The organism is Streptomyces canarius (genome assembly GCF_014650735.1).
Taxonomy (GTDB): Bacteria; Actinomycetota; Actinomycetes; order Streptomycetales; family Streptomycetaceae; genus Streptomyces; species Streptomyces olivaceoviridis.
In genome coordinates, this window is sequence record NZ_BMVN01000016.1 from 24,644 (window position 1) to 50,777 (window position 26,134).

General features: G+C 73.6%; 19 protein-coding genes and 2 pseudogenes. 13 read left to right on the top strand and 8 right to left on the bottom strand.

What is annotated here, in order from left to right:
• Positions 1-465 precede the first annotated feature (465 nt).
• From IE294_RS22665 to IE294_RS22685, 7 genes and pseudogenes are all read left to right on the top strand, one after another.
• Positions 466-990, top strand: coding sequence for a PadR family transcriptional regulator (locus IE294_RS22665; protein WP_153546902.1), 525 nt, complete (start codon positions 466-468; stop codon positions 988-990).
• Complete coding sequence (locus tag IE294_RS22670) at positions 987-1,673, top strand: ABC transporter ATP-binding protein (protein WP_189888927.1); 687 nt, start codon at positions 987-989, stop codon at positions 1,671-1,673. The genes IE294_RS22665 and IE294_RS22670 overlap by 4 nt, the downstream gene beginning before the upstream one ends.
• On the top strand, positions 1,670-3,922 hold the full coding sequence (locus IE294_RS22675) for an FtsX-like permease family protein (protein WP_189888929.1): 2,253 nt from the start codon (positions 1,670-1,672) through the stop codon (positions 3,920-3,922). Before IE294_RS22670 ends, IE294_RS22675 begins: the two co-directional genes overlap by 4 nt.
• 251 nt (positions 3,923-4,173) lie before the next feature.
• Positions 4,174-4,308: pseudogene (locus IE294_RS47755) on the top strand (DUF6191 domain-containing protein); the annotation flags it as partial.
• Between the two features lie 121 nt (positions 4,309-4,429).
• The gene (locus tag IE294_RS22680) at positions 4,430-5,584 is read left to right on the top strand and encodes an alpha/beta hydrolase family protein (protein WP_229917310.1); all 1,155 of its coding nucleotides are present in this window, start codon (positions 4,430-4,432) and stop codon (positions 5,582-5,584) included.
• 84 nt (positions 5,585-5,668) lie between these two features.
• Positions 5,669-5,901 (top strand): annotated as a pseudogene (locus IE294_RS50130) (IS630 family transposase); the annotation flags it as partial.
• 209 nt (positions 5,902-6,110) lie between these two features.
• Positions 6,111-7,487: an MFS transporter gene (locus IE294_RS22685; RefSeq protein ID WP_189888933.1), complete on the top strand. Its 1,377-nt coding sequence runs from the start codon at positions 6,111-6,113 to the stop codon at positions 7,485-7,487.
• A gap of 84 nt (positions 7,488-7,571) precedes the next feature.
• Here the strand turns inward: IE294_RS22685 and IE294_RS22690 are convergent, their stop codons facing one another.
• From IE294_RS22690 to lnt, 4 genes are all read right to left on the bottom strand, one after another.
• A complete protein-coding gene (locus IE294_RS22690) occupies positions 7,572-9,491 on the bottom strand; it encodes a helix-turn-helix domain-containing protein (RefSeq protein ID WP_189888935.1) in 1,920 nt (639 codons plus the stop codon).
• 76 nt (positions 9,492-9,567) lie between these two features.
• The gene (locus IE294_RS22695) at positions 9,568-10,389 is read right to left on the bottom strand and encodes a 3-hydroxybutyrate dehydrogenase (RefSeq protein ID WP_189888937.1); all 822 of its coding nucleotides are present in this window, start codon (positions 10,387-10,389) and stop codon (positions 9,568-9,570) included.
• 54 nt (positions 10,390-10,443) lie between these two features.
• Positions 10,444-10,923 carry an NUDIX hydrolase gene (locus IE294_RS22700; protein WP_189888939.1) on the bottom strand — a complete coding sequence of 160 codons (480 nt, stop codon included), beginning with the start codon at positions 10,921-10,923 and terminating at the stop codon, positions 10,444-10,446.
• A 102-nt stretch (positions 10,924-11,025) separates the two neighbouring features.
• Entirely contained in the window at positions 11,026-12,636 is a 1,611-nt protein-coding gene (lnt, locus tag IE294_RS22705) for an apolipoprotein N-acyltransferase (protein WP_189888941.1), read from the bottom strand.
• Between the two features lie 347 nt (positions 12,637-12,983).
• On the opposite strand from lnt, the gene IE294_RS22710 reads away from it, so the two are divergent.
• Positions 12,984-13,955: an O-antigen polymerase gene (locus IE294_RS22710; RefSeq protein WP_189888943.1), complete on the top strand. Its 972-nt coding sequence runs from the start codon at positions 12,984-12,986 to the stop codon at positions 13,953-13,955.
• Positions 13,956-14,015: 60 nt separating this feature from the next.
• Here the strand turns inward: IE294_RS22710 and IE294_RS22715 are convergent, their stop codons facing one another.
• On the bottom strand, positions 14,016-14,561 hold the full coding sequence (locus IE294_RS22715; protein WP_189888945.1) for a hypothetical protein: 546 nt from the start codon (positions 14,559-14,561) through the stop codon (positions 14,016-14,018).
• A 105-nt stretch (positions 14,562-14,666) separates the two neighbouring features.
• Positions 14,667-15,452 (bottom strand): glutamate racemase, encoded by a 786-nt coding sequence (locus tag IE294_RS22720; protein ID WP_189818539.1) that lies wholly within the window; start codon positions 15,450-15,452, stop codon positions 14,667-14,669.
• 39 nt (positions 15,453-15,491) lie between these two features.
• Between IE294_RS22720 and IE294_RS22725 the strand changes: the two genes are divergently transcribed.
• On the top strand, positions 15,492-16,685 hold the full coding sequence (locus IE294_RS22725) for a glycosyltransferase (RefSeq protein WP_189888947.1): 1,194 nt from the start codon (positions 15,492-15,494) through the stop codon (positions 16,683-16,685).
• 6 nt (positions 16,686-16,691) lie between these two features.
• On the opposite strand, the gene IE294_RS22730 is transcribed toward IE294_RS22725, so the two are convergent.
• Entirely contained in the window at positions 16,692-17,915 is a 1,224-nt protein-coding gene (locus IE294_RS22730) for a TerD family protein (protein ID WP_189888949.1), read from the bottom strand.
• A 276-nt stretch (positions 17,916-18,191) separates the two neighbouring features.
• Between IE294_RS22730 and IE294_RS22735 the strand changes: the two genes are divergently transcribed.
• The 4 genes from IE294_RS22735 to IE294_RS22750 all read left to right on the top strand — a co-directional run bounded on the left by IE294_RS22735 (position 18,192) and on the right by IE294_RS22750 (position 22,980).
• Positions 18,192-18,632, top strand: a complete 441-nt coding sequence (locus IE294_RS22735; RefSeq protein WP_189888951.1) for a DUF6643 family protein — start codon at positions 18,192-18,194, stop codon at positions 18,630-18,632.
• A gap of 45 nt (positions 18,633-18,677) precedes the next feature.
• On the top strand, positions 18,678-19,502 hold the full coding sequence (locus IE294_RS22740) for an MOSC domain-containing protein (RefSeq protein ID WP_189888953.1): 825 nt from the start codon (positions 18,678-18,680) through the stop codon (positions 19,500-19,502).
• A 203-nt stretch (positions 19,503-19,705) separates the two neighbouring features.
• Positions 19,706-20,311, top strand: coding sequence for an Rv1733c family protein (locus tag IE294_RS22745; RefSeq protein WP_189888955.1), 606 nt, complete (start codon positions 19,706-19,708; stop codon positions 20,309-20,311).
• Positions 20,312-20,541: 230 nt separating this feature from the next.
• The gene (locus IE294_RS22750) at positions 20,542-22,980 is read left to right on the top strand and encodes a right-handed parallel beta-helix repeat-containing protein (protein ID WP_189888957.1); all 2,439 of its coding nucleotides are present in this window, start codon (positions 20,542-20,544) and stop codon (positions 22,978-22,980) included.
• 39 nt (positions 22,981-23,019) lie between these two features.
• On the opposite strand, the gene IE294_RS47760 is transcribed toward IE294_RS22750, so the two are convergent.
• Positions 23,020-26,118: a hypothetical protein gene (locus IE294_RS47760; RefSeq protein WP_229917300.1), complete on the bottom strand. Its 3,099-nt coding sequence runs from the start codon at positions 26,116-26,118 to the stop codon at positions 23,020-23,022.
• Between the last annotated feature and the right edge of the window lie 16 nt (positions 26,119-26,134).

A 26,134-nucleotide genomic window follows, 5' to 3' on the forward strand; every position in this document is an offset into this window, starting at 1 on the left:
GGAAGGCGATGCAGGAGATCCACAACGCCGAGGACCGCGCCCACGCGGAGAAGGCCATCAAGCCGAGCATGCCGAACGCCTCGCCGTGGCCGGCGTCACCGGCAGCCCGGAACAACCGACCTGAGCGGCCAGACCATGAGCAGGCTCGCGCGGTCGGCCGACGGCCCCTGGCCCGGCACCGTGCGCCGCCCATTCCAGCCGAGTCACCGGCTGGCCCGGCGAGACCGCGTGCTGTCGGCTACGGCCTGAAACGGGCGGCCTTCCAGATCACGAAGCCGGCACCGCCGTCGCGCGAGCCGCCAACCCGGAGCCGGCCAAAGCTCTGAACCAGCGTCCCTGACAGCCGACTCCGGGCGACACGACGCTCACCGGTGACAGGCCGGCAACCGGGTCCGAGATCCCCGGACCAGAACGCACTCTCAGCAGATATATACTCGGTGTATATCTCCGGTGTACGGTCCTCGCATGAGTGTTCCTCTCACCCTGTTGGGGCTGCTGGAGCGAGAGCCGAGCCATGGCTACGACCTCAAGCGCGACTACGACGCCTTCTTCAACCGCGGCAAGCCGCTGCCGTACGGGCAGGTCTACACAACCCTTGGCCGGCTGGCGCGGGACGGGAAGGTCATCGCCGGCGAGGCGGAGCCCGGCGTCGGCCCCGAGCGCAAGCGCTATGTGATCACCGAGGCGGGAGCGACGGAGTTCGAGACCTGGCTCACCGAGCCGGTAGCCCCCGAACCCAATTTGCAGACCGTGCTGTTCACCAAGGTCGTACTGGCCCTGATGCTCGGCCGCGACGCACAGCAGTACCTCGACACCCAGCGGGCCGCCCACTTGCAGCGGATGCACGAGCTGACGAAGCTGCGCCGCAACGGCCCGATCATCGACGCCCTGCTCGCCGACCACGGCCTGTTCCACCTGGAGGCCGACCTGCGATGGATCGAGCTGACCACGGCCCGGATGGACACGCTGGCAGCGGCGGTGCGCACATGACCGCCCTCATAGAGGCCCGCGACCTCACCCTCTCCTTCGGCGAGACACCCGCCCTGCGCGGCGCCAGCCTGAGCATCGAGGCCGGCGAAGTGTTCGCCGTCATGGGTCCGAGCGGCTCGGGCAAGTCCACCCTGCTGCACTGCCTGGCCGGCATCCTCACCCCCGACTCGGGCGAGGTGCACTTCGACGGACGCCGCATCGACACCCTGAACGAGGCAGAGCGCAGCGCCCTGCGCCGCGACACCTTCGGTTTCGTCTTCCAGTTCGGCCAGCTCGTCCCCGAGTTGACCGCCGAGGAGAACGTCGCCCTGCCGCTGCTGTTCGCCGGCGTGCGCCGGGCGGCCGCGCTCGCCGAGGCCCGGCCCTGGTTCGCCCGGCTGGGCCTGGACGGCCTGGAGCGGCGCCGCTCCGGGGAGTTGTCGGGAGGGCAGGCGCAACGGGTGGCGCTGGCCCGCGGTCTGGTGGCCCGGCCCAAGGTGCTGTTCGCCGACGAGCCGACCGGGGCGCTGGACTCGCTGACCGGCGAGCAGGTGATGGACCTGATGGTGGATGCGGCGCACGAGGAGGGCACCTCCATCGTCCTGGTGACCCATGAGCCCCGGGTGGCCGCGCACGCCGACCGGGAGGCCATCGTCCGGGACGGCAAAGCCAGCCTGCTCACGACCGGACGGATCGCCTCGTGATCGCCTTCGCGCTCCGCCTCGCGGTCAGCGGCGGCCGGGAGGCCCTCGCCCGGCTGGCCATGATCGCCGCCGCGGTCGCCGTCGGCGTCGGACTGCTGCTGTCGACCTTCGCCAGCATGAACGCCGTCGAGCGGACGAACCAGCGGCAGGTGTGGCTCGACACCGGCGCCGCGAGCCGTACCGAGCAGGCATCGACGCACCCGCTGTGGTGGTGGCCGCACGGCGACTACTACGACGGCAAGTCCCTCACCGAGGTCGACGTCGCCGCGACCGGCCCGGCCTCGCCCGTCCCGCCCGGCCTGACGCGCCTGCCGGCGCCGGGCGAGTACTACGCCTCACCCGCGCTGGCGAAGCTGATCCGCGACACCCCGGCCGACCAGCTGGGCGACCGCTTCCCCGGGCGGCTCACCGGCACGATCGGCGACGCCGCTCTGGCCTCCCCCGACTCGCTGATCGCTGTCATCGGCCGTACTCCCGCCCAGATCAAGGGCGCACCAGGCGCGAGGGCGGTCACCACCATCGCCAGCACCCGGCCCCCCACGTGCGACAACGCGTGCTGGGACAAGGCGGTGCGCGGCGACGCGCTGACGCTCATCTCCTCCGTGGTCGCCGGGGCCCTGATCTTCCCGGTGCTGATCTTCATCGCCACCGCGACCCGCCTGTCCGCCGCCACGCGCGAACAGCGCTACGCGGCGATGCGGCTGGTCGGTGCCACTCCCCGGCAGGTGTCGGTGATCTCGGCGGTGGAGTCCGCGCTGGCGGCGGCCGTTGGAACGGTGGTCGGCTTCGGGCTCTACGCCGCGCTGCGCCCGCTGGTCGCCACCGTCCCGCTCACCGGGCAGCAGCGGTTCTTCCTCGCGGATCTGACGCTCAGCGCCCCGCAGGCCCTCGGCGTCGTCGTCGGCGTGCCCGTGGCAGCGGCGATCGCGGCGCGCCTCGCACTGCGGCGGGTCACCGTCTCCCCGCTCGGCGTGAGTCGCCGGGTGACCCCGCGCCCGCCGCGCGCCTGGCGGCTGATCCCGTTGCTGGCGGGCCTGGCCGAGTTGGCGTACTTCGTCTTCGTCGGCCGCCGCCCGGCGACCGGGAACGGCCAGACGGCGGCCTACCTCCCCGGCTTTGTGGTGGTGATGCTGGGCCTGGTGATCGCCGGGCCGTACCTGACCATGATCGTTGCCAGGGCGGTCGCCCGGCGCACCCGACGCCCGGCCACCCTGATCGCGGTGCGTCGGCTCGCCGACGACCCGAAGGCCGGCTTCCGCGCGGTCAGCGGCCTCGTCCTGGCCCTGTTCGTGACCACCGCGACCGTCAGCATCATCGGCACCATCAACGACTACCGCGGCACGCTGGGCGGCGACCGGCAGACCCGGACGGTGGTGGAGGCCGGCAGCGACGGCCAGGCGCCGCTGGCCGGGGCCATCCCGGCACGGCTGCTGACCGAGGTGCGGGCGATCCCGGGCGTGCGGGGCGCGGCGGTCGTCCACTCCAACCCCGACGGCATCGGCAAGGTGGTGCATCGGAGAGTCCACCCGGGCGATCCGCCCCCGCAGGCGCCGGCCCTGGTGACCTGCTCCGACCTGGCGCAGACTCCCATGGTGGGCCGCTGCCCGGCCGGCGCGGGCGTCGCGGCCGTCGACTCCTACGCGTTCGGCAGCCTGCAATCGCATCCGAGTCTGCCGTGGCCCGCCGCCGAGATCAGCACCGCAGCCGTCGCCAAGCTGCCCGTACAACTGGTCTACGTGGCCACCGACGGGTCGACAGCCGCCATGGAACGCGTACGGACTGTGCTCACCACCGCCTACCCGCATCAACAGGTCCGCACGGTGGGCGACTGGGGCACCGACTTGCAGCAAGAGCTGGCCGGTTGGCGGCAACTGGCCGACGTGGTGCTGCTGACCACCCTGCCGATCGCGGGTTGCAGCCTGGCGGTGAGCGTGGTTGCGGGCCTGTCGGATCGCCGACGCCCGTTCGCGCTGCTGAGGCTCACCGGCGCGCCGCTGCGGTTGCTGCAACGGGTGATCGGCCTGGAGAGCACACTGCCGCTGCTGGCAGTGGCCGCGATCTCGATCGGTGCGGCCTTCGCCGCCTCGGCCCTGTTCCTGAAATCGCAGATGCGCTACGACCTGGTGTCGCCGGGCGTGGCGTACTACGCGCTCGTCGCTGCCGGCCTCGTCGCCTCGCTGGGCATCATCGCCTCGACTCTCCCCCTGCTCAAACGCATCACCGGCCCAGAGGCCGCCCGCAATGGCTGACACGCCGACTCTCCGCTACGGCCCCGGACATCCTTCCCACCGTGTCCGGGGCTGATGGAGCTCTTAGCGACCGACGGCGGTTGTCGCTGTATCCGCAGCCAGGAGCCTTGACGATGTGCATGCCTTCAGCCCATCCGTCTCGCTGTCGGGAACCCTGGCCCGATCAAGGCAGTGTCCTGCGGTGAACATCGTCGAAGAGGTCTTCGTTCCGAGCGCCCGCCACCTTCAGGCGGGAGCCACAGCGTCCTGGGTGGATGCGCGACGACGAGGGCGAGTGCGACCCCTGCCGCGGGCCGATCGACCTCGACACCGGCATCGTTCACGTCAGGACCGGCCCGAAAGCAGCCGCCCCGGCGGAACGACCTGGACCGGACGCGAGGCCATGACGATGCCGCCCCACACCAGATCCACGGGTTGCGAGCCCGGTTCCGACCAGGAAACCCAGACTCGGGAGGATTGATGACCGTCACGGCGTCCGACAGCCAAAAGCCAATGACGCGCCGTCGCATGCTCGGGGCCGCGCTGACCGCTGGAATCGGGACCGCCCTGCCGCTCGGCGTCGCATCCCGCGCGTGGGCGGCTCCCACCGCCTCCAGCCCAGCGCGACTCATCCTGCCTCCGCCCACCGGGCCTCACCCGGTGGGCACGGTGCCGCTCCACCTCATCGACACCTCACGTCCGGATCCCGTGGCCGGCCCGGGGCATCACCGCGAGTTGACGGCCGGCATCTGGTACCCCGCCCGCGGGGCACAGGACCTGCCGCACGCCCCCTGGATGGCCGAGGGCGCGCTGCGGGCGTTCCTGACGGACGTCGGCTTCCCCATCGACCCCGCCCTCGGCCCGCTCACCGCCGGGCACGTGGGCGCGCCCGTGCTCCGTACGAGCCACCGCCTGCCCGTCATCGTGTACTCGCACGGCTCGGGCAGCCACCGCGGCGACCACACCATCATGGTCCAGGAACTCGCCAGCCGCGGCTACGTCGTGGTCACCGTCGACCACACCTACGACACGTTCACCGAGTTCCCCGACGGCCGGGTGCTCACCCCGGGCGAGGTCCCGATGTTCCCGAGGGACTTCGCCGCGGACCTCCGGTTCCTGCTCGACTGCGTGGAGGAGCTCGCCGCCGGCCGTAACCCCGACGTCGACGGCAAGGCACTGCCGCAGGGCCTGCCCGGCGCCCTCGACCCGCGGTGCATCGGCGCTTTCGGGTGGTCGAAGGGCGGCACCGCCACCGCGCTCACCATGCTCGCCGACCGGCGCGTCAGGGCCGGGCTCAGCATCGACGGTCCGATGCAGCCGACCATCACCGCCGACCTGGACCGGCCGTTCATGATGATGACCGCCGTGTTCACCCAGGCCACCATGCCGGACGTCGCCGAGTTCTGGACCCACCTTCGCGGCTGGCGGCTGGACGTCCAGGCCGACGGGGCCGTCCACAACTCATACGGTGACAACGCGACGCTGATCCCGCAGGCGGGCAAGATCCTCGGCATGACCGACCAGCAGATCCAGGACTTGATCGGCACTCTCGACCCGGCCCGTTCGGTACGGATCCAACAGGCTTACCCGCTCGCCTTCTTCGACCTGCATCTGCGGCGCCGCCGAGGGCATCTTCTGGACGGCCCGAGCGCAGCCTTCCCAGAGGTGGAGTTCCTTCCATGAAGCCGTGGACCGCGGCGCTCGCGCCCCGCCCCGGGGTCCGCGCGCTGGACGCTGACGGTCCGTGATCCCTGCGATATGCCCCGCCTGAGGTATGCGCAAGGGGGCGGGCTGACCGACGAGCGGTGGGCCTTTCGCGAGAAGTCGAGGATGGAGGCGGCTGAGCACAACGCCGGCGCAAGGCCTGGTCCCAGGACGGGCCGAGAGCCCTGGCCGCCAAAGGGCCCGCGTCATCGCCGCTGCTCAGTGCCGAGCTGTTCGCCGTACTGGAGCAGGAGCTGGCCACGGGTCCGGTGGCGCACGGCTGGCCGGACCAGACACCGCCGAATCGCCCCTAATTGTGCATTCCGGACAGCGCTGGTCTCGACCACTTCCGGGTCCTTGAAGCAGCCTCCATGGCCCGGCATGGTGGCTGCACGCATAGCCGACCCCATAACTATGTTGCCCCACCACATGTGCGGCTGACCTGCATGTTTCTACGGTGTGCCGACACGTACCCGTCCCCACCGCACACGAGGAAGTGGCGCACATGGCCTCCGGAACCACCGCTCCCCCACCCCCCGCCAGTCTCCCCAGGATCGTCGCCGCCAGCCTCATCGGGACCACGATCGAGTGGTACGACTTCTTCCTCTACGGCTCCGCAGCCGCCCTGGTGTTCAACAAGCTGTTCTTCCCGGACTCCGACCCGCTCGTCGGCACGCTGCTGTCGTTCCTGACGTACGCCGTGGGCTTCGCGGCCCGCCCGCTGGGAGCGCTCGTCTTCGGGCACTACGGTGACCGGCTGGGACGGAAGAAGCTGCTGGTGCTCAGCCTGCTGCTGATGGGCGGGGCCACGTTCGCCATCGGTCTGCTGCCCACCCACGCCACCGTCGGCAGCGCCGCGCCCGTGCTGCTCACCGTGCTGCGGCTGGTGCAGGGCTTCGCGCTCGGCGGCGAGTGGGGCGGTGCCGTCCTGCTGGTGTCGGAACACGGGGACGCGCGGCGGCGCGGCTTCTGGGCCTCGTGGCCGCAGACCGGCGCGCCCGCCGGGCAGTTGCTCGCGACCGGTGTGCTGTCGCTGCTCACCGCCGTACTGTCCGACGACGCCTTCGGCACATGGGGATGGCGGATCCCGTTCCTGCTCTCCGGGGTGCTCGTGCTCGTCGGTTTGTGGATTCGTCTGTCTGTCGACGAATCGCCCGTCTTCAAGGAGGCGCTGGAGCGGGCCGAGGCACGGCGGGACGGCGTGCAGGAGAAGCTGCCGCTCGTCTCCGTGCTACGGCACCACTGGCGGGACGTACTCGTGGCGATGGGCGCCCGCATGGCGGAGAACATCAGCTACTACGTCATCACCGCCTTCATCCTCGTCTACGCCACCACCTCGGCCGGCGTCTCCAAGCAGACCGCGCTCAACGCCGTGCTCATCGGCTCGGCCGTGCACTTCGCCGTCATCCCGGCCTGGGGCGCGCTGTCCGACCGGGTCGGCCGGCGTCCCGTGTACCTGCTGGGCGCGGCCGGTGTCGGGCTGTGGATGTTCCCCTTCTTCGCGCTCGTGGACACCGGCTCCTTCGGGTACCTGATCCTCGCCGTCACCGTGGGACTCGTGCTGCACGGCGCCATGTACGCGCCCCAGGCCGCCTTCTTCGCCGAGATGTTCGCGACGCGGATGCGGTACTCGGGCGCGTCCATCGGCGCGCAGTTCGCCTCCGTGGCGGCCGGCGCGCCCGCCCCGCTCATCGCCACCGCGCTGCTCAAGGACTACGGCGACTCCACCCCGATCGCGCTGTACGTGATCGCCGCCGCCGTGCTGACCCTGATCGCGGTGGGTCTCGGGCGGGAGACGCGGCACCGCGATCTGGCCCAGGTCGACGGTGAGGACGGGGAGACCTCCGAGACGAGTCCGGCCGCCGAGGCGCGCACCGTCTGAGCTACGCCGCCGCCTTCCCGCGTCCGTGCCGACCGGCCCGCGCCGGCACCGTACCGACCTGACCGGCCCCCGCGCGGGGGCCGGTCAGTGGCGTCCCGGGGTCGCCAGCCGGTGCAGTCGCAGGGCCAGTTGGATCTCCAGGGCCCGCGCGGGCGTCTGCCAGTCCTCGCCCAGCAGGCGGCCCACGCGCTCCAGCCGCTGCGCCACCGTGTTCACATGGACGTGCAGCGCGTCCTTGGTGCGCGCCGGGCTCATCCCGCCCTCGAAGTAGGCGTCCAGGGTCCGCAGCAGTTCCGTGCCGCGCCGCTCGTCGTACGACACCACCGGGCCGATGGTCCGCTCGACGAACCCGGCGATGTCCCGTTCGCCCGCGAGGAGCAGGCCGAGGAAGCCGAAGTCCTCGGCCGCCGCGCCGTCCCCGGCCCGGCCCAGCAGGTGCAGCGCGTCCAGGCAGCGGCGGCCCTCGGCGTAGGCGGCGGTCACGGCCTCGGGGTGCCCGGCGAGGTCGGTGACGGGTGCGGAGGCTCCGACCGTGACCGGCTGGTGGACGGCCGTGCCCAGATGGCGGGCGGTGCGGCGGGCCACGTCCGTGGCCGTGTCGCCGGCGCCGAGCGGCAGCAGCAGGACCGTGCCGCCGTCGCGGGCCGCGGCCAGACCGTGCCGGGTGGCCGCGAGGTGGGAGGCGGCGGACCAGAGCCGGCGGCGGGCCGCGGCCTCCTCGTCGGCGTCGGCCGCCGGGCCGTCGAGGCGGGCGGCGAGGACGACGTGGGTGGCGTCCAGGTCCGCCTGGAGACGGCTGGCGCGCTCGCGCAGCAGTCGTGGGTCCCGGTCGCGCGCGTCCAGCAGATCGTCCAGCAGCTCGCCGCGCACGCGCTGTTCGGCCTCGGCGGCGGAGCGGCGGGCGAGCAGCAGCAGGGAGGTGACCATCGCCGCGCGCTCGAAGGTGCGCTGGTCGACGGGGTCGAGGCCGGGGTGGCCGCGCAGGACCAGCGCGCCGAGGAGTTCGCCGCCGGCGGCCACCGCGGCGATCCAGTCGCTGCCGTGCCGTACCGCGTGCCCCTCGGCGCGGGAGGCCTCCAGCGCCTCGGCCGGTGCCGCCGTGGCCTCGGTGAACTCGACGGTTCCGGCGAGGACCTGGGAGACGGCGGCGGCCACGTCGTGGACTCCCCCGCCGCGCAGGACGAGTTCGGCGAGCCGGTCGTGGACGTCGGACGCGCGCTCGATGACGGCGCTGCGGTCGCGGATGATCTCGTTGGCGTGCTCCAGGCCGGCCAGGGCGGCGCGGGTCTCGGTGAGCAGGTTGGCGGTGTCGATGGCCGCCGCGGCGAGCGCCGCGAAGGAACCGAGCAGGGCGATCTGCCCGCGTTCGAAGACCCTCGCGCGCCGGTCCGCCGCGAAGAGGACGCCGATCACGTGCGGGCCGAGCATCAGGGGGACGCCGAGGATGGCGACCAGCCCCTCGTCGCGGACGCCGGCGTCGATGGAGAGGGTGTGCTGGAAGCGGCCGTCCTGGAAGTAGTCGTCGGTGACGTACGGCCGCGCGGTCTGGGCGACGAGGCCGCCGAGCCCCTCCCCCATGCCGAGGCGCAGTTGCTGGAAGCGGGCGGAGACGGAGCCCTCCGTGACCCGCATGTAGGTGTCGCCGCGGGCAGGGTCGTTGAGGCTGAGGTAGGCGACGTCCGTGCCGAGCAGGGAACGGGCGCGCTGCACGATCGCCTGGAGGACGGCGTCCAGATCGCGCAGTCCGGCCAGGTCGTGGGCGGTCTCGAAGAGCGCCGACAGCTCCGCCTCGCGCCGTCGGCGGCCCTCCAGTTCCGCGCGTACGCGCAGGGCGAGCAGTCTGGCCTCTTCCAGCGCGGCGATGCGGTCGGCCGGCTCGCCCTCGGCCCGGGCGCGCAGCACGGGCTGCTCGTAGGCCTCGACGGAGGCGTCGCGGGCCAGCAGGCCGAGGTACGGGGCCTCGGCGCTGCCGCTGGGTGCCGACTGCAAGTGATCGCGGGACATGGTCACAGGATTCCGTATGGGCCACCCGGCCCGGCAGCCCTGTGGAAAACTCCCGGAGCCGGTGCCGCCGGGCCGGTCAGTGGGCCGTCCACCCGCCGTCCAGGACGAGCGAGGTGCCGGTGACGAAGGACGCCTGCGGGCTGCACAGGTAGGCCACGGCCTCGGCGACCTCCTCGGGTTCGATGAGCCGCCGCACGGCGCTGTCCTTCAGCAGGATCTCGGAGAGCACGCGGTCCTCGGGGATGCCGTGCGCCTGTGCCTGGTCGGCGATCTGCTTCTCGACCAGTGGGGTGCGCACATAGGCCGGGTTCACACAGTTCGAGGTCACTCCATGGGCGGCGCCTTCCAGGGCGGCCGTCTTGGACAGCCCTTCAAGGCCATGTTTGGCGGCCACATAGGCGGACTTGAAGGCCGAGGCACGCAGACCATGGACGGAGGACACATTGACGATCCGGCCCCAGCCCTGCTCGTACATGTGCGGGAGGGCGCCGCGGATGAGGCGGAAGGGTGCCTCCAGCATCACGGTGAGCACCGTGTGGAACACCTCGGGCGGATACTCCTCGATGGGGCGCACGAGTTGCAGGCCGGCGTTGTTGACCAGTACATCGGTGCCGGCGGCGGCGCGTTCGGCGGCGTCCAGGTCGGTGAGGTCCACGACCAGGGGGACGACGGTGCCCGCGAGGTCGCCGGTCCGCTCCGCCTGCTGGGCCAGCTCGGCCAGGCCGGCCGCGTCCCGGTCGACGGCGCGCACCTCGGCCCCGGCGGCGGCGAGCCGTAGCGCGCAGGCGCGGCCGATGCCACTGGCGGCACCGGTGACGAGGGCGGTGCGGCCGCCGAGGTCGAGGCTGAGGGGCTGGGATCGGGGGCCGGGCCCCGGAAGGGGGGTGGGCGAGGTCATGTGCCGACCCTAAGCGGAGCCCCACGGTCACCACATGTGGTGACCACCCATACTTCAGCTGGCAGCCATAGGGTCAAACCATGTGGGTGCATCCGACATGGCTTGCTTGATCCGGAAGAGCCCGAACTCATGCAGTTCAGGCAGCGCGTCGACCGTGAACCAGCCGACCTCCAGTGACTCGTCGTCGTTGACCCGGGCCTCGCCGCCCACGGCCCGGCAGCGGATGGTGATGTCCATGTACTGGCACGTGTCGCCGTTGGGATAGGTCATCGGCTCCAGCGCCTGGACCAGGACGACCCGCTCGGCGACGCAGTGCACCGCCGTCTCCTCGAAGACCTCCCGCACCGCACAGGCCGCGGGCTGCTCACCCGGCTCCGGGATGCCGCCGATCACCGACCACTTGCGTGTGTCGGACCGCCGGCCGAGCAGCACCCTGCCCTCGTCGTCGAAGACGATCGCGGTGACCCCGGGGAGCCACAGCAGCTGTTGACCGGCGGTTGCCCTGAGCGTACGGATGAAATCGGGAGTAGCCATGATCCCGACCCTAGCGGGCCGGTGTGCCGCGTCGGGGCCGGTCCAGAGGTCGTATGACGGTCATATGGCGGTCGTACGGCACGCGTACGACACAGCTACGGGCTACGCGTCACCGGCGCGCCGGGCGCGCAGTCCGGACCCGATCGCCCAGCCGATCCCGCCCGCGGCGACCAGCACCAGGGCGATCTCCGGGAGGATGCCCAGCTCGGTGGCGGGCGTCATGGACGTGCGCAGCGGCACCTTCTGGACGAGATAGGCGGGCACGAACATGCCGGTCTTCTGGGTGATGCGCCCGTCCGGCATGATGACCGCGCTGACCCCGCTGGTCACCGGCACGGTCACGGTGCGGCTGTGCTCGACGGCGCGGATGCGGGACATGGCGAGCTGCTGGTAGGTCATCTGGCTGCGGTCGAAGGTGGCGTTGTTGCTCGGCACGGAGATCATCTCCGCGCCGTGCGTCACCGTGTCCCGCACGGCCCAGTCGAAGGCGGCCTCGTAGCAGGTGGCCAGGCCCACCTTGGCGCCGTCGATGTCGAACACGCCCGGCTCGGTGCCCCGGCTGAAGTCCTGGCGGGCCATCTCGGTCCAGCTCTTGTTGATCGCGCCGACCAGCGAGCGCAGCGGAAGGTACTCGCCGAAGGGCTGGATCTGCCGCTTGTCGTAGGTCTGCGTCGCTCCCTTGGCCGGGTCCCACAGGATCTGTTCGTTCAGCAGCTTCCCGTCCCGCTCGACCACGCTGCCGACGGAGATGGGCACGCCGATGTCCTTGGCCGCGTCCTCGATGACGGCGGCGGCGTCCGCGTACTCGAAGGGGTCGATGTCGGAGGAGTTCTCCGGCCACAGGACGTAGTCGGGCTTGGCGACCTTGCCCGCCCTGACGTCGGCGGCGAGCTTGTGCGTCTCGCGCGCGTGGTAGTCGAGCACGGCCCGCCGCTGGGCGTTGAACTCCAGCCCGGCGCGTGGCACGTTGCCCTGGATGAGCGCCACGGTCGCGGTGCCGTCCTCCGCGGAGTCGCTCACCAGCGCGCGGGCGGCGACCGCGCCCACCACCGGTACCGCCACGCTGAGCAGGGCGGCGGTCGCGGCGGCACGTCGCACGACCCGGTTCCGGCGCCGCTCGGCGATCAGCCGGCCGGCCTCGTACAGGCCGAAGCCGCACAGGACGACCGCGAAGCCGAGCACGGGGGTGCCGCCCACCGCGGCGAGCGGCAGGAAGACGCCGTCCGCCTGACCGAACGCGACCTTGCCCCACGGGAAGCCCTGGAAGGGCACGCGCGCGCGTGCCGCCTCGCCCGCCGTCCACACGGCCGCGGCCCACACCGGCCAGGCGGGCAGCCGGGAGACGGCGGCGACGCCCACGCCGACCAGCGCGACGAAGACCGCCTCGATGGCGACGAGCGCCAGCCAGGGCAGGGGGCCGACCTCCACGCTCGTCCACACCAGCAGCGGCAGCAGGAAGCCCAGCCCGAAGAGGTAGCCGAGGCCCAGGGCGGCCTTCCAGCTCCGGCCGCGCAGCACCCAGCCGAAACCGGCGAAGGCGGGCAGGGCCAGCCACCACAGGGGGCGTGGCGGGAAGCTGACGTAGAGCAGCACTCCGCAGAGCGCGGAGGCGGCGGCCGGGACCAGGCGCAGCAGCCGGCCGCCGCGCGCGCCGGAGGTGCGGCGCGGCTGGAGCTGGTCCGACTGGTCCACGGAAGTTGCGGTGACGGTCACCCGGGTGAGTGTACGGCGGGTGACGTCACCGCCGACAGCGCGGTCAGGCCCCCGTAGACCGGCGTTCGCCGCTGGTCGGCGCCTGTTCCCGCCGGTGGTGGGGTGGTCCTCGCGACGCCGCGGTATCGCGGTGTTGCTCCGCGCACGTCCCCAAACCGGCCATGAGCCGTTACGGTGTGCCCAGCTTCGGCGGCGCGGCCGGATCCGGCCCGCGGCCGTGGCCTGCCACAGGCCGGGGAACCGGGTACGAGGGGCGGCGGGTGGGGTCGACGGGGACGGGGTCCGCGACCGGTGCGTACGGTGCGGACGCCCACAGCACGCGAAGAAGCGTTTCCGACGGGACGGGCATGATCCTGCTGGGGGCCTGCGCGGGGTGGTCGCTGATCACCGCTGCGGCCCACGACGGGCGGCCCGAGGGCATGCTGCTCGCGGTGCTCGCCGTGGCCGCCGGGTATGCCGCGGGCCGGGTCTCCGGTGCGCTGCTGCCGGTGGCGGCGCCCTGCGCCGGTGCCGCGGCGGGACTCGCCCTGGCCGTGACGCTGCCGGCGCTCTCCCCCGGTCCCTGGTACGCCGCCCCGCTCGGGCGCGCCGGTGCCACGGCCTCCCTGCTGACGCTGGCCACCGGGGCCGCGTGCTGTGCCGCCTGGGCGACGTCCGTACCGGCCCTCCGGCTGGGGCTGCGGGCGCTGGCCTGCGCCGTCGTGGCGGCCGGGGCGGTGCTGGGGTCGACGGCGGGCTGTGGGGCCGGCGTGGCGGTCCTGCTGTGCTCACTCGCCGCCGGCTCGGCGCGCAGCCGGGGCGCGTGGCTGGCGGGGACGGCCGTGGCGGCGGGTCTGGTGGCGGCGGCGATCTGGGCGGTCGCCGGGGAAGCGCTGCCCGGCCACCTCACCGGGGCGATCGAAGGGCGGTTCAGCGCGCACCGGGTCCTGTTGTGGCGGGACGCCCTGGGGCTCGCGGGCCGCCACAGCGGTCTCGGGATCGGACCCGGCCGGTTCGGTGATCTGAGCCCGGGGGCACCGCGGACCCTGCTGTCCGACGGCAAACCGCACTCGGCTCCCCTGCAACAGGCGGTCGAGCAGGGCCTGGTCGGGGTGGTCCTGCTGGTCGCCGTGTTCTGCTGGGTCCTTCACGCGCTGTGGCGCAGCCCGCGCCCCACCCCCGTCGCCGTCACCGCGGGCGCGGCCCTGACGGCGCTGGCCGCACTCGCCTCGGTGAGCAACGCCCTCAGCTTCACGACGGTGACGTCGGGCGCGGCCCTCCTGGCCGGCTGGGCCACGGCCCGCCCGTGGTCGGGCGAGACGGCGACGCCGGGACTCTGAGCGGAGGCCGGTGGGCGCCATGGGTGCCGACGGCCTGCGCGGGTGTGACGGCGCGACGGGTCAGGCCGCCGTCCCCGGCTTGATCGTCCGCAGGCGGTCCCTGATGACCCGTACCGCCGTTTCCGCGTTGTCCACGGTGACCGTGAACGTGTGGCCGTCCCACAGGCGCAGCACGATGCCCTCGCCACGGCGTACGACGACCGCGGTCCCCTTCTCGGGGCGCCAGCGGTAGCCCCAGCCGCCCCAGTGCCGGGGGGTGACGAGAGCGGTGAAGTCGGCGCCGGCCACGTGGGAGAGCGGGATGCGGCGGCGCGGCAGACCCATGTGCCCGCAGCGCACTTCGACGCACTCCTTGTCGAGCTTGAGGTCGACGTGCACGAAGGCGAGCGTGCCGAAGAGGACCAGCAGGCCGGCCGCGATGCAGCCCACCACGGACATCACGAGCGGTGCGATGCCGGAGCCCCAGGCCGAGTCGACGGCGAGCTCGATGCCGAGCGCCATACAGGCGGCACCGACCAGCGCGAGCAGCCACTGGACCCGGTTGGTGGCGCGTCCCGTCCAGACGTCCGGGCGCGGGGTGTCGTCGGCGTCGGGGTGGTCCCTCATGTCTACGAGGTTACTCAGGTTTCGCACCGCGGGTAGGGCGCGGCACGGGGTGACTGGCCCGGCCGGGGCACGGCGGACCGCACGGCCGGGCCGGTTCCGCGCCGGTCAGCGCACGGGGCTGACGGCTTTGAGGAAGCGGCCCTCCTCGTAGGACAGCGCCGTGTCCGGGAGGGTCGCCTCGCGTCCGCTGAGCAGCACCGTGAGCGTGGTGTCGGCGACGGCGGCCGGGACCGAGTCCGCTCCGATCCGGCGCAGGGCCTGGGCGGCCACCGCGCCGGCGGTGCCGTGCAGGATGAGCGGCGGGCGGCCGGGCCGCTGGACGGCCGCCCGGATACGCTCGGCGACCAGCTCGTAGTTGGTGCAGCCGAGGACGAGCGTGGTGACGTCGTCGGGGGTACGGGCGGCGGCCGAGGCGATGGCGGCGTCGATGGCCGCGTCGTCCGCGTGGTGCACGGCGTCCGCGAGGCCGGGGCAGGCCACCTCGGTCACGGCCACACCGGCGGCGAACTCCTCGATCAGACCGCGCTGGTAGGCGCTTCCCGTGGTGGCCGGGGTCGCCCAGATCGCGACGGGCCCGCCACCCGCGGCGGCCGGCTTGATCGCCGGTACGGTACCGATGATCGGCAGGTCCGGCTCGAAGCGGGCCCGCATCGCCGGCAGGGAGTGCACCGACGCCGTGTTGCAGGCGACGATCAGGACATCGGGCTCGTGCGCGGCGGCGGCCGCGGCGACGGCGACGGCCCGCTCGGTGATGTCCTCCGGGGTGCGCGGTCCCCAGGGCATGCCGTCCGGGTCCCACGACAGTACGAGATCCGCGTCGGGTCGCAGTCGACGTACCGCGGCGGCGGCGGGCAGCAGGCCGATTCCGGAGTCCATGAGCGCGATCTTCACCCGGCCACGATAGACGATCCGTCCTCGTGAGCCGGTCGGGTGGGGCAGACTGCGGCCGTGAGCGCCTTCCTGTGGATCACCGTCGTATCACTGGCCGCCTGGTGCTGGCTGCTGCTGGGCCAGGGCTTCTTCTGGCGCACGGACGTCCGGCTGCCGGGGCGCCGGGACCCGGACGCGTGGCCGTCGGTCTGTGTGGTCGTACCGGCCCGTGACGAGGCCGCCGTGCTGCCCGTCGGCCTGCCGTCGCTGCTAACGCAGGACTATCCGGGGCGGGCGGAGGTCTTCCTGGTGGACGACGGCAGTACGGACGGCACCGGGGACCTGGCCCGCGAGCTGTCCCGGCGGCACGGCGGGCTGCCGCTCACGGTGGGATCGCCGGGGGAGCCGCCGGCGGGCTGGACGGGCAAGCTGTGGGCGGTGCGGCACGGCATCGGGCTGGCACGCGCGCGTGACCCCGAATACCTCCTGCTGACGGACGCCGACATCGCGCACGCGCCGGACAGCCTGCGTGAGCTGGTGGCGGCGGCCGGCACCGGCGGCTTCGACGTCGTGTCACAGATGGCGCGGCTGCGGGTGGCGAGCCCGTGGGAGCGGCTCGTGGTCCCGGCGTTCGTGTACTTCTTCGCGCAGCTGTATCCCTTCCGGTGGATCGGCGGGCCGGCCTCGCGCACCGCCGCGGCGGCGGGCGGCTGCGTCCTGCTGCGCACGGACATGGCCGAGAAGGCGCGCATCCCGGAGGCCATCCGGCACGCCGTCATCGACGACGTCGCGCTCGCGCGCGCGGTGAAGCGTTCGGGCGGTCGCGTCTGGCTGGGGCTGGCCGACCGGGTGGACAGCGTGCGCCCCTATCCCCGGCTGCGCGACCTGTGGCGGATGGTCTCGCGCAGCGCCTACGCGCAGTTGCGGCACAGTCCCGCGCTGCTCCTCGGTACGGTCGCCGGGCTCGCGCTGGTGTACCTGGTCCCGCCGGCCGCCGTGGCGGTGGGCGCGGCCGGCGGCAGCGGGGCGGTCGCGCTCGCCGGGGCCGTGGCATGGGCGGTGATGGCGGGGACGTACGCGCCGATGCTGCGCTACTACCGGCAGCCGCTGTGGCTCGCCCCGCTGCTGCCGTTCACCGCGTTCCTCTATCTGCTGATGACGGTCGACTCGGCCGTGCAGCACTACCGCGGGCGCGGGGCCGCGTGGAAGGGCCGCACTTACGCCCGCCCGGACGCCGTGGCCGACGAGGGCTGAGCCCGGTCACTTGCGGCCGGGCGTCCAGTTCATGCCCCAGCCGTAGGCGCGGTCTATGGTCCGCTGCGGGCTCGATCCGCGTTCCGGCACCAGGTACCGCGCCTCGCGCTGGACGAGGAGGTCGCCGCCGGTGTTGGTGATCAGCGCGAGCGCGCACACCGGGGAGTCGACGGTGCACTCGTCCAGCGAGAACTCGATGGGTGCGCCGTGCTGCGGCTGGAGGGTGACGGTGGCGTGCAGGTCGGCGAAGGAGCGGGCGCCCTCGTAGATGGTGACGAAGACGAGGACGCGCCGGAAGTCCTGCCTGTGGTCGAGGTTGATGGTGAGGTTCTCGCCGGCCGCCACGGCTCCGGTGCGGTCGTCGCCGTCGAGGTGGATGTAGGGCGGCCGGTGGAGCGAGCCGAAGGCGTTCCCGAGGGCCTGTACGACTCCCTTGCGGCCGTCGGTGAGTTCGTACAGCGCGCACAGGTCGAGGTCGATGTCGCCACCGCCGCCCCAGCGGCCCCAGCCCGTGGACTGTTTGCGCGTCTGCCAGTTGAGGTTCACCCGCATCGTCCCCGAGGTGCCGCCCTGCTTGGCCAGCGAGACGGAGGGGGCCGCCTTGGTGAGGGTGACCTTGGAGAGGCGGACGGGCTGGGCCGGGGGCGGCGGGGTGGGGGCCGCGGCGGGCGCGGTGGGCGGCGCGGTGCGCTGCGGTTCGTCCACGCTGATGCCGAAGTCCGTTGCCAGGCCTTCGAGTCCGCTGCTGTAGCCCTGGCCGACGGCACGGAACTTCCAGCCGCCCTGGCGGCGGTAGAACTCGCCGAGCACGAAGGCCGTCTCGACGGTCGCGCCGGGACTGTCGAAGCGGGCGACCACCTGGCCCGAGGCGGCGTCGGTCACCTCGATGTAGAGGTCCGGGACCTGCCCGAAGGTTCCGCCGTCGGCGGAGGCGGCGAGGACGATCCGTTCGACGGCGCCCTCCACGCGCGCGAGGTCGGCCCACAGCGTGTCGGTGACCCGTCCGCCGTCCGTCCGCTTGCCCTCGTGGCGTACCGCGCCGGAGGCGTGGGCGGGCTGGTTGTAGAAGACGAAGTCCCCGTCGGAGCGCACCTTTCCGGCGACGAGCAGCAGCGCCGACACGTCGGCGTCCGGGACCCCGGAGCCGGAGCGCCAGCCCACTTCGACGCGCAGCCCCGTGGCGGGCACCGGTGTGTTGGATCCTTTGGGCATTGACATGTCCGCCCCCATCACGTGTCGGCTTCCGGGTCTCGCCCCGCGTCCGTGTCATCCCTACCCGCACAACCTAATCCCGGGTGCCTCGCACGCCCACGAACGGCACAGGAAGTCCGCCGGTCAACTGCCGGTAACCCGGGACGAACTCGGCCTTTACGTGATCCAAACGTGGATCGGCGTCCCTTTTTGCCAAGTTCGCTCGTATTGGGGATCCCAGGCTCCTACCGACACGGAAAACAACCCTCTTATCGGTCTCCCCAACCAGCACATCGTGGGCTTAACTTATGTGCCATGACCTCCCCCCGCTCCACTTATGGTGGCGGCTACTACTCCGCCTCCTTCCCGGAGACCCCGATCTACGACTCCCTCGTCGCCGAGCGGGGCACCCCGCAGATCGCCCCGATCCGGGTCCCCGCCGCCTACGACACGGGCAGCAGCCTGCCCGCCCTGCCGTCGGCCCTCCCCGCCCTCCCGGCGGCACCGGCCCAGCAGCAGCCCCCCGCCTACGGCTACCCGCAGCCTCAGCAGCCCGCACCGCTCCAGCAGGCGCCCACGGCGTACATCCCGCAGCAGGCGAGTGCCCCGCGCGGCTACCCCGGTCCGCAGGCCCCGCAGCAGCAGCGGCCGATGGCGCCGGGCAACGGGTACGAGGCCATGCGTCCGGCCGCGCCGCGGCCCGCGCCGGCTCCCTACCAGGACCCGTACAACAACCAGCAGTACCGCGGTTACTGACCGCTCGCGCCCCGGCTGTCCGTGCCGCCTGGCAGGATGGACGGCATGGGACATGCCGAAGTGGATTCGATCCACGTCCACCCGGTCAAGGCGTTCCGGGGCCTCTCGCCCCGGGAGGCCGTCGTGGAGCCCTGGGGCCTGGCCGGTGACCGACGCTGGGCGCTGATCGACCACGGGGGAAAGGTCGTCACGCAGCGCGAGCAGCCGCGTCTCGCCCTGGCCGCCGCCGAGCCTCTGGCCGGCGGCGGCCTTCGGCTGTCCGCGCCCGGTCGGCCGCCGCTGACGGTGGAGGTGCCGGAGCCGGCGGCGACCGTGCCGGTGAACGTGTTCGGCACGAAGGTGGAGGGGGTCCCGGCCGACCCGGCGGCGCACGCCTGGTGCAGCGCCTACCTGGGGTTCGAGGTCCGCCTGGTCCACATGGACGACCCGGCCACCCGCCGCCCGGTCGACCCCGAGTACGCCCTGCCCGGCGAGATGGTGAGCTTCGCCGACGGTTACCCCCTGCTGGTCACCACGGTGGCCTCGCTGGCCGCCCTGAACTCCCTGATAGCGCAGGGGCCGAACGCCCACGAGGGCCCACTGCCCATGAACCGCTTCCGGCCGAACGTCGTCGTCGCGGGCACCGAGCCGTGGGCCGAGGACCACTGGACGCGGATCGCCGTCGGCGACGTCGTCTTCCGGGCCCCGAAGCCGAGTGGACGGTGTGTGGTGACCACCACCGACCAGGCCACGGCCGAACGCGGCCGGGAACCGCTGCGCACCCTGGCGCGCCACCGCAGGATCGACGGCAAGCTGCTGTTCGGTCAGAACCTGGTCCCCCTCTCCCCCGGCACGATCAGGGTCGGCGACCCGGTGCGGGTGCTGGAGTAGGGACCGGCCCGCGCACAGCCGTCGGTGATGATCGGCCGGACCGGGAACCAGGGGGCGGGTGCCGGTCGTTGAGCAGGCGTGAGAAATTCGTGAAGGTCCGCCTGCGTCAGGTACCGCGGCGGACGTGAGGCGCTCTCACCCGGTCCGGTCCGGGGGCGGGCGCGGATGCCGGGGATCATGGCGGACCGGGAGGGGGTGGGGACATGCGAGCACTCAGTGGGCTGTGGCGCTGGCGGCGCAATCCGCTGTGCCGCGCGACCGATCTGGCCGAGGCGTGGGTGGCCCTGGTGGCCCTGCTGCTCATCGCCGTGGCCGCACCCGTGACCGGCTGCCTGGTCGGTGCCGCCGCCCAGGACTCGCTCCAGCGGTCCGCACGACAGCAGCAGCACACACGCCATCCGGTCGAGGCCACCGTGGTGCGGGGCATGGGCGGGGTCCTGCCGGAGACCGACCCCGACGCCACTTCCGCGCGCGAGACCGGCAGCCGTGTCCTCGCGGACTGGACCGCGCCGGACGGCACCCCGCGGCACGGCCCGGTCCTCGCGGACCTCAAGTCCCCGCACCAGGGGGACCACTTCCGGCTGTGGACCGATCCGCACGGCCGAATAACGACCCGCCCGCTGGACTCCGCCACGGCGACGACACACGCCGTCCTCGCGGGATCAGGCGCGGCCCTGCTGACCGCGGCCCTGGTCGAGGGCGGCCGGCGCCTGACCGTCTGGCGCCTGGTCCGCCGGCGGTACGCGCGCTGGGACCAGGCATGGGACCGGGCGGGCCCGGACTGGGGCAAGGCGGGCACCGGGAGCTGACGGCCTTCCGGCTCTGGTCAACCCGGCATGCACGCACGCGCTACGGTGGACCGGCCGAAGCGCATTCGGCGACAACCCGCGGGTGCGTGAACCCCGGGGCGCACAGGTCTCCAGGGGCGCGGACGCGCTGACGCCCCGGGAGCCGAGCACGGTCGCGGTCCGGGCACCGGCGGCAGCGCCCCGGCGGGCAGCGAGCCATCAGTACGACGAGGTGGGGGCACAGCAACGCCATGGCACAGGGCACGGTCCAGGTGACGCACACCGGTACTTCGCGGTGGCGGCGCCGCACGGGTGAGTACGCTTCGCTCGCCGCCGCCCTGGAGGCCGCCGCCGACGGCGACGTCCTCACCATCACCCCCGGCACCTACCGGGAGAACCTCGTCGTCGAGCGGGCGGTGACACTCCGGGGGCCCGAGGGCTCATCCGGCTCGGTGCGAATCGCGCCGGTGGACGGCGTTCCGCTCACCGTGCGGGCCTCGGCCGTCGTGCAGGACCTGCACATCGAGGGGCAGGACGCGGCGGCGCCCGCACTGCTGGTCGAGGAGGGCACGCCCGAGCTGATGGACGTGCGGATCGTCACGCGGTCCGCCGCCGGCATCGAGGTGCGCGGCGGCGCCCGCCCGACCGTGCGCCGGTGCACCGTCGACAACCCGGCCGGCATCGGCATCGCCGTACTCGACGGCGGGGGCGGGGTGTTCGAGGAGTGCGAGGTCGTCGCGGCCGGGCAGGCCGGCGTGGCGGTGCGCGGCGGGGCCCATCCCCGGCTGGAGCGCTGCCGGGTGCACCACGCCTCCGGTACCGGGCTGACCGCGACCGGCGAGAACTCCTCGCTGGAGGCGGTGGGATGCGAGATCTACGAGGTGCGCGGCTCCGGGGTGCAGGTCACCCAGCGGGCCACCGCGCACCTGACGGACTGCGAGGTGCACCGCACCACCGCCGACGGCATCACCCTGGACACCGACGCGGTGCTCACGCTCGCCGACTGCCACCTCCACGACATCCCGGAGAACGCCGTCGACCTGCGCTCCCGCTCGGTGCTCACACTGACCCGGACGACGGTCCGTCGGTTCGGACGCAACGGCCTGTCGGTGTGGGACCCGGGGACCCGGGTGGACGCCAACCAGTGCGAGATCTTCGACAGCACCGGCGACTACCCGGCGGTGTGGGTGAGCGACGGGGCCACCGCCGTACTGGAATCCTGCCGGGTGCACGACGTGCCGGACGCGCTGTTCGTACTGGACCGCGGTTCGCGCGCGGACGTCGTCGACAGCGATCTGTCGCAGGTGCGCAACACGGCCGTGTCGGTGAGCGACGGGGCGACCGCGCAGCTGGACGACTGCCGGATCAGGGAGGCGGCCACCGGTGCCTGGTTCCGCGACCACGGCAGCGGCGGCACGCTCAACAACTGCACCGTGGACGGCACCCAGACCGGTGTGATCGTCACCAAGGGCGCCGACCCGACCATCGAGCGGTGCACGGTCGACTCACCCTCGGAGGCCGGTTTCTACGTCTCCGCGGGCGGCCGGGGCAGCTTCCTGAACTGCCGGGTCACCGGCAGCGGCGGCTACGGCTTCCATGTGATCGACGGCTGCCGTACGACGCTGCGCAAGTGCCGTACGGAGCGGTGCGCGCGCGGCGGGTACGAGTTCGCCGACGGCGGCCCGGACGCGGGGCCCGGGACCGGACCGGTCGTGGAGGACTGCACCAGCGACGAGAGCGGGAGTGTCCGGGCGCCCGCGGTCCGGGAGACGGCCGCGGAGACGGCGACGCAGCCCACCAACCTGCTCGGCGCGCTCCCCGGGCAGCGGGCGGCGGAGCAGGCTCCGCCCGTCTTCGTGGCGGAGCCGGTGAAGCCGCAGCGCACCTCGAAGGACGTGCTCGGGGAACTCGACGCGCTGGTCGGCCTGGAGAGCGTCAAGCGCGAGGTGCGGGCGCTGATCGACATGATCGAGGTGGGCCGGCGCCGGCAGCGGGCGGGGCTGAAGGCGGCCTCCGTCAAGCGGCACCTGGTCTTCACCGGCTCCCCCGGCACCGGCAAGACCACGGTCGCCCGGCTCTACGGCGAGATCCTCGCCTCGCTGGACGTGCTGGAGAAGGGCCATCTGGTGGAGGTGTCCCGGGTCGACCTGGTCGGCGAGCACATCGGTTCCACGGCGATCCGCACCCAGGAGGCCTTCGAGCGGGCGCGCGGTGGTGTGCTGTTCATCGACGAGGCGTACGCGCTGTCCCCGGAGGACGCCGGGCGGGACTTCGGCAAGGAAGCCATCGACACGCTGGTCAAGCTGATGGAGGACCACCGGGACGCGGTGGTGGTGATCGTCGCCGGGTACACCGCGGAGATGGAGCGCTTCCTGTCCGTCAACCCGGGCGTGGCCTCCCGCTTCTCCCGCACCATCACCTTCGGCGACTACGGTCCCGAGGAGCTGCTGCGGATCGTGGAGCAGCAGGCCGACGAGCACGAGTACCGGCTGGCGCCGGGTGCGTCCGAGGCGCTGCTGAAGTACTTCACGGCGCTACCGAAGGGCCCGGCGTTCGGCAACGGCCGCACCGCCCGGCAGACCTTCGAGGCGATGGTGGAGCGCCACGCGAGCCGCGTCGCCCAGTTGCCGGACCCGACCACGGACGACCTGACCCTGCTCTTCGCGGAGGACCTGCCGGACCTGCCCTGAGCCGTCACGCGGGCGGGTCGGGGCAGGCCTGCCGGCCACTCACGCCGAGGGTCCGGCGGCCTCGGCCCGATGCTCCGGATCCGGATCCGGCTCCGGATCCGGCTCCGGGCGCTGGCCCGGCAGCTCCGGGTGCAGGCGGGTCAGCAGGCAGGCCCGTTCGCGGGTGAAGGCGGGGTCCGTCTGGTAGTCGGAGTGGCCGAGGATCGGGGCCGGCAGCGGGTGGTCCGGGGTGCGGCCGTAGGCGAGGGGGTCCCGCAGGGGCTCGTGGTCCACGTCGGGGGAGGTGTCGTCGGGGACGCGGACGGGGCCGCCGATGGGGTCGGTGCGCCGGTAGAGGTTGCGCCAGCAGTCGATGTCGTGGTGCAGGGCGGCCAGGGCCGGCGGGCCGAAATGGGCCGGGAACCAGCGGCCGTACAGGCGCTCCAGCGGAGAGCCGTAGGTGAGCAGGGCGACCCGCCCGCGTACGGACGGTGGTAACTGCCAGGCCGCCGCGGCGGCGAGGACGCTGCCCTGGGAGTGGCCGGACAGCACCAGCCGGCCTCCGGTGCGCCGGGTCCAGGTGGCCATCCGCCAGGTCAGGTCCGGCACCGCGCGCTCGGCGTAGCAGGGCGGTGCGAAGGGGTGGGCGGCGCGCGGCCAGAAGGTGCCGACGTCCCAGAGGATGCCGATGGTGCGCCGGGCCGAGGCGTCCTTGTAGGCCCGCCTGCCCCAGGTCACGAACAGCAGGAAGCCGAGGCCGACCAGCCAGGAGCCCAGCGCCTGCGAGGTCTCGGCCACGGCCTGCACGAGGTGGTGGGTGCGGTGGGCCGCCCCGTCGGGCGTCTTCCTCGTGGCCAGCGCCCCGGCCAGCGCCACGGAGCCCAGGACGAGGGTCGCGGCGGTGAGTACGGCGACGACGAGCGGCGCCCGGTCGGTGAGGGTGGCCATGGCCCGCGCATGGGCGATGGCACGGGTACGGGCCGGGTCCTCGGGCTCGCCGGGGTGCTCGCGGCGGACCCGGTCGCGTTCGGTACGGGCGAGCCGGGCGGTGTGCAGGGCGAGCCCGGCGACCAGGAGCAGCAGGACCACGAGGAGCGGCGGGATGACGGACGCCTGCCAGGTCAGCAGGACGGGCGGGCCGGTGAGCAGGGCACGGGTGCCGTCCAGCCAGTCGGCGACGCGCTGGGCGACCCCGCCGGAGATCACGCCGCCCAGCGCGCAGGCGAGCAAGGCGACGGCGGGACCGCCGAGGCCGCGTATCCCGGCGCGTGGGTCGGGGCGGCGCCGGTGCAGGTACCCGGCCACGGTGGCGAGGGCGACGACGAGCAGGCCCTGGGCCAGCATGAGGGCGCCGAAGGAGGGGTCGCCGGGCAGCCGGCCGGTGGACTGCCAGCCGGGCCGGGACCAGCCGGCGTACACCAGCCCCAGCAGCAGCAGGGCGAGTGCGGCGAGGGGCAGGCGGCGTACGAGGTGCCGGTCGAGCCGCTGGTCGAGCCGCCACTCGCTGCGGCCCCGGCGGCAGACCACCACGACCACCGCCGCCCCGCAGAGGAACAGGGCCGCCGCCAGCCCCAGGCCGAGGACGTCCAGGACCGCGGGGCCGCCGGGCCGGTGGTCGAAGCGGGCCGCCGGGGTGGTGACGGCGGCGGCCACCGTGAGCAGGCCGGCCGCGGTGTGGGCCGCGCGCAGCCGGGCGACCAGGCGGCGCCCGTACCAGAATCCGGGCCGGGCCAGCGCACTGCCGTGGGCGGCGGGCTCGGCGTCATCACCGCCCGGCTCCGACCCACCCCTGCCCGGCTCCGCTCCACCGCCGGCCGGCTCCCGTCCGCCCCTGTCCGGCTCCGACCCACCGCAGACCAAGGCCGGTCCACCGCTACCCGACTCCGCCTCGCCACTCCCCGGCCCCGGTCCGCCCCGGGCAGGGACGGGCCCACCACCAGCCGACTCCGCTCCACCCCTGCCCGACTCCGCTCCACCGCCGGCCGGCTCCCGTCCGCCCCTGACCGGCTCCGACCCACCGCAGACCAAGGCCGGTCCACCGCTACCCGACTCCGCCTCGCCACTCCCCGGCCCCGGTCCGCCCCGGGCAGGGACGGGCCCACCACCAGCCGACTCCGCTCCACCCCTGCCCGACTCGGGTCCACCCCCGGCTGCCTCCAGTCCACCCCTGCCCGGCTCGGGTCCGCCCCCGGCTGCCTCCCGTCCACCGCTGCCCGGCTCCAGCCCGCGCCCGGCCGGGGCGGATCCTCCGCCGGCCCGTCCGCCACTCCCCGGCTCCGGTCCGCCGCTGGTCAAGGAGGATCCGCCGCTCCCCGACTCCAGTCGGCGCCTGGTCGAGCTGGGCCCGCCGCCGGCCGACTCCGCTCCACCGCTCCCCGGCGCCGGTCCGCCGCTGGCCGGCGCCTGCTCGTCGTCGGTCGGCCCCCGCTCGTCACCGGTCGGCACCGGGGTGGAGGTCAGGGGACGGTAGGACTCGTAGGCGCGCCAGGTGCGGTGGGAGAGGTACCACAGCAGGCCGGTCAGCGTGACCGGCAGTATCGCCGCGAGGGCCAGTCGGCGGCCGGGGGCGCTCCACCAGCCGCCGGCGGCGGGGGACAGGAAGTCCAGCCAGGAGTGGCGGCGGGCGCAGGCCTGGGCGCCCGCGCACTGCCAGGCGACCAGGTCGAGCGCCACCTCGCAGGCGGCGGCCACCAGCAGCACGGTCAGGGTGAGGGCGGACAGACGCACCAGGAGGCCGTAGAGCCGGACCACGCGCGGCCGGCCGGGTGCGGCGGGGCGCATCCAGTGCGCGAGGTTCACCACCATGAACGGCAGCAGCAACAGCCACAGGGCGCGACTGCCGTCGCCGGAGGTCAGGTTGCACCAGACGTACGCCTCCCGGACCGGTCCGCTCCGGCGCTCCCGCCAGCGCTCTCCCCCGGCCCCGCTCCCGTCCGGGGTGCCCTCGGTGTCCTCGGCGCGCCGGAAGACGGCGGCCGTGTCGTCGCCGGTGACCCGGACCGTGCGCGGATCGCCGAGCATCTTCTCCGGCGTGCTCCCGCCGACCCCGTGCACCAGCAGTTCCAGCTCGGTCTCCGGTGACTCCCCGGACCGGTCCACGTACGGCCCGGCCGGACGCTGCTCCCGCTGCCCCGCCGAGCGTTCCCGCGCGCGTTCCACTGTTCTCGCACTTCCC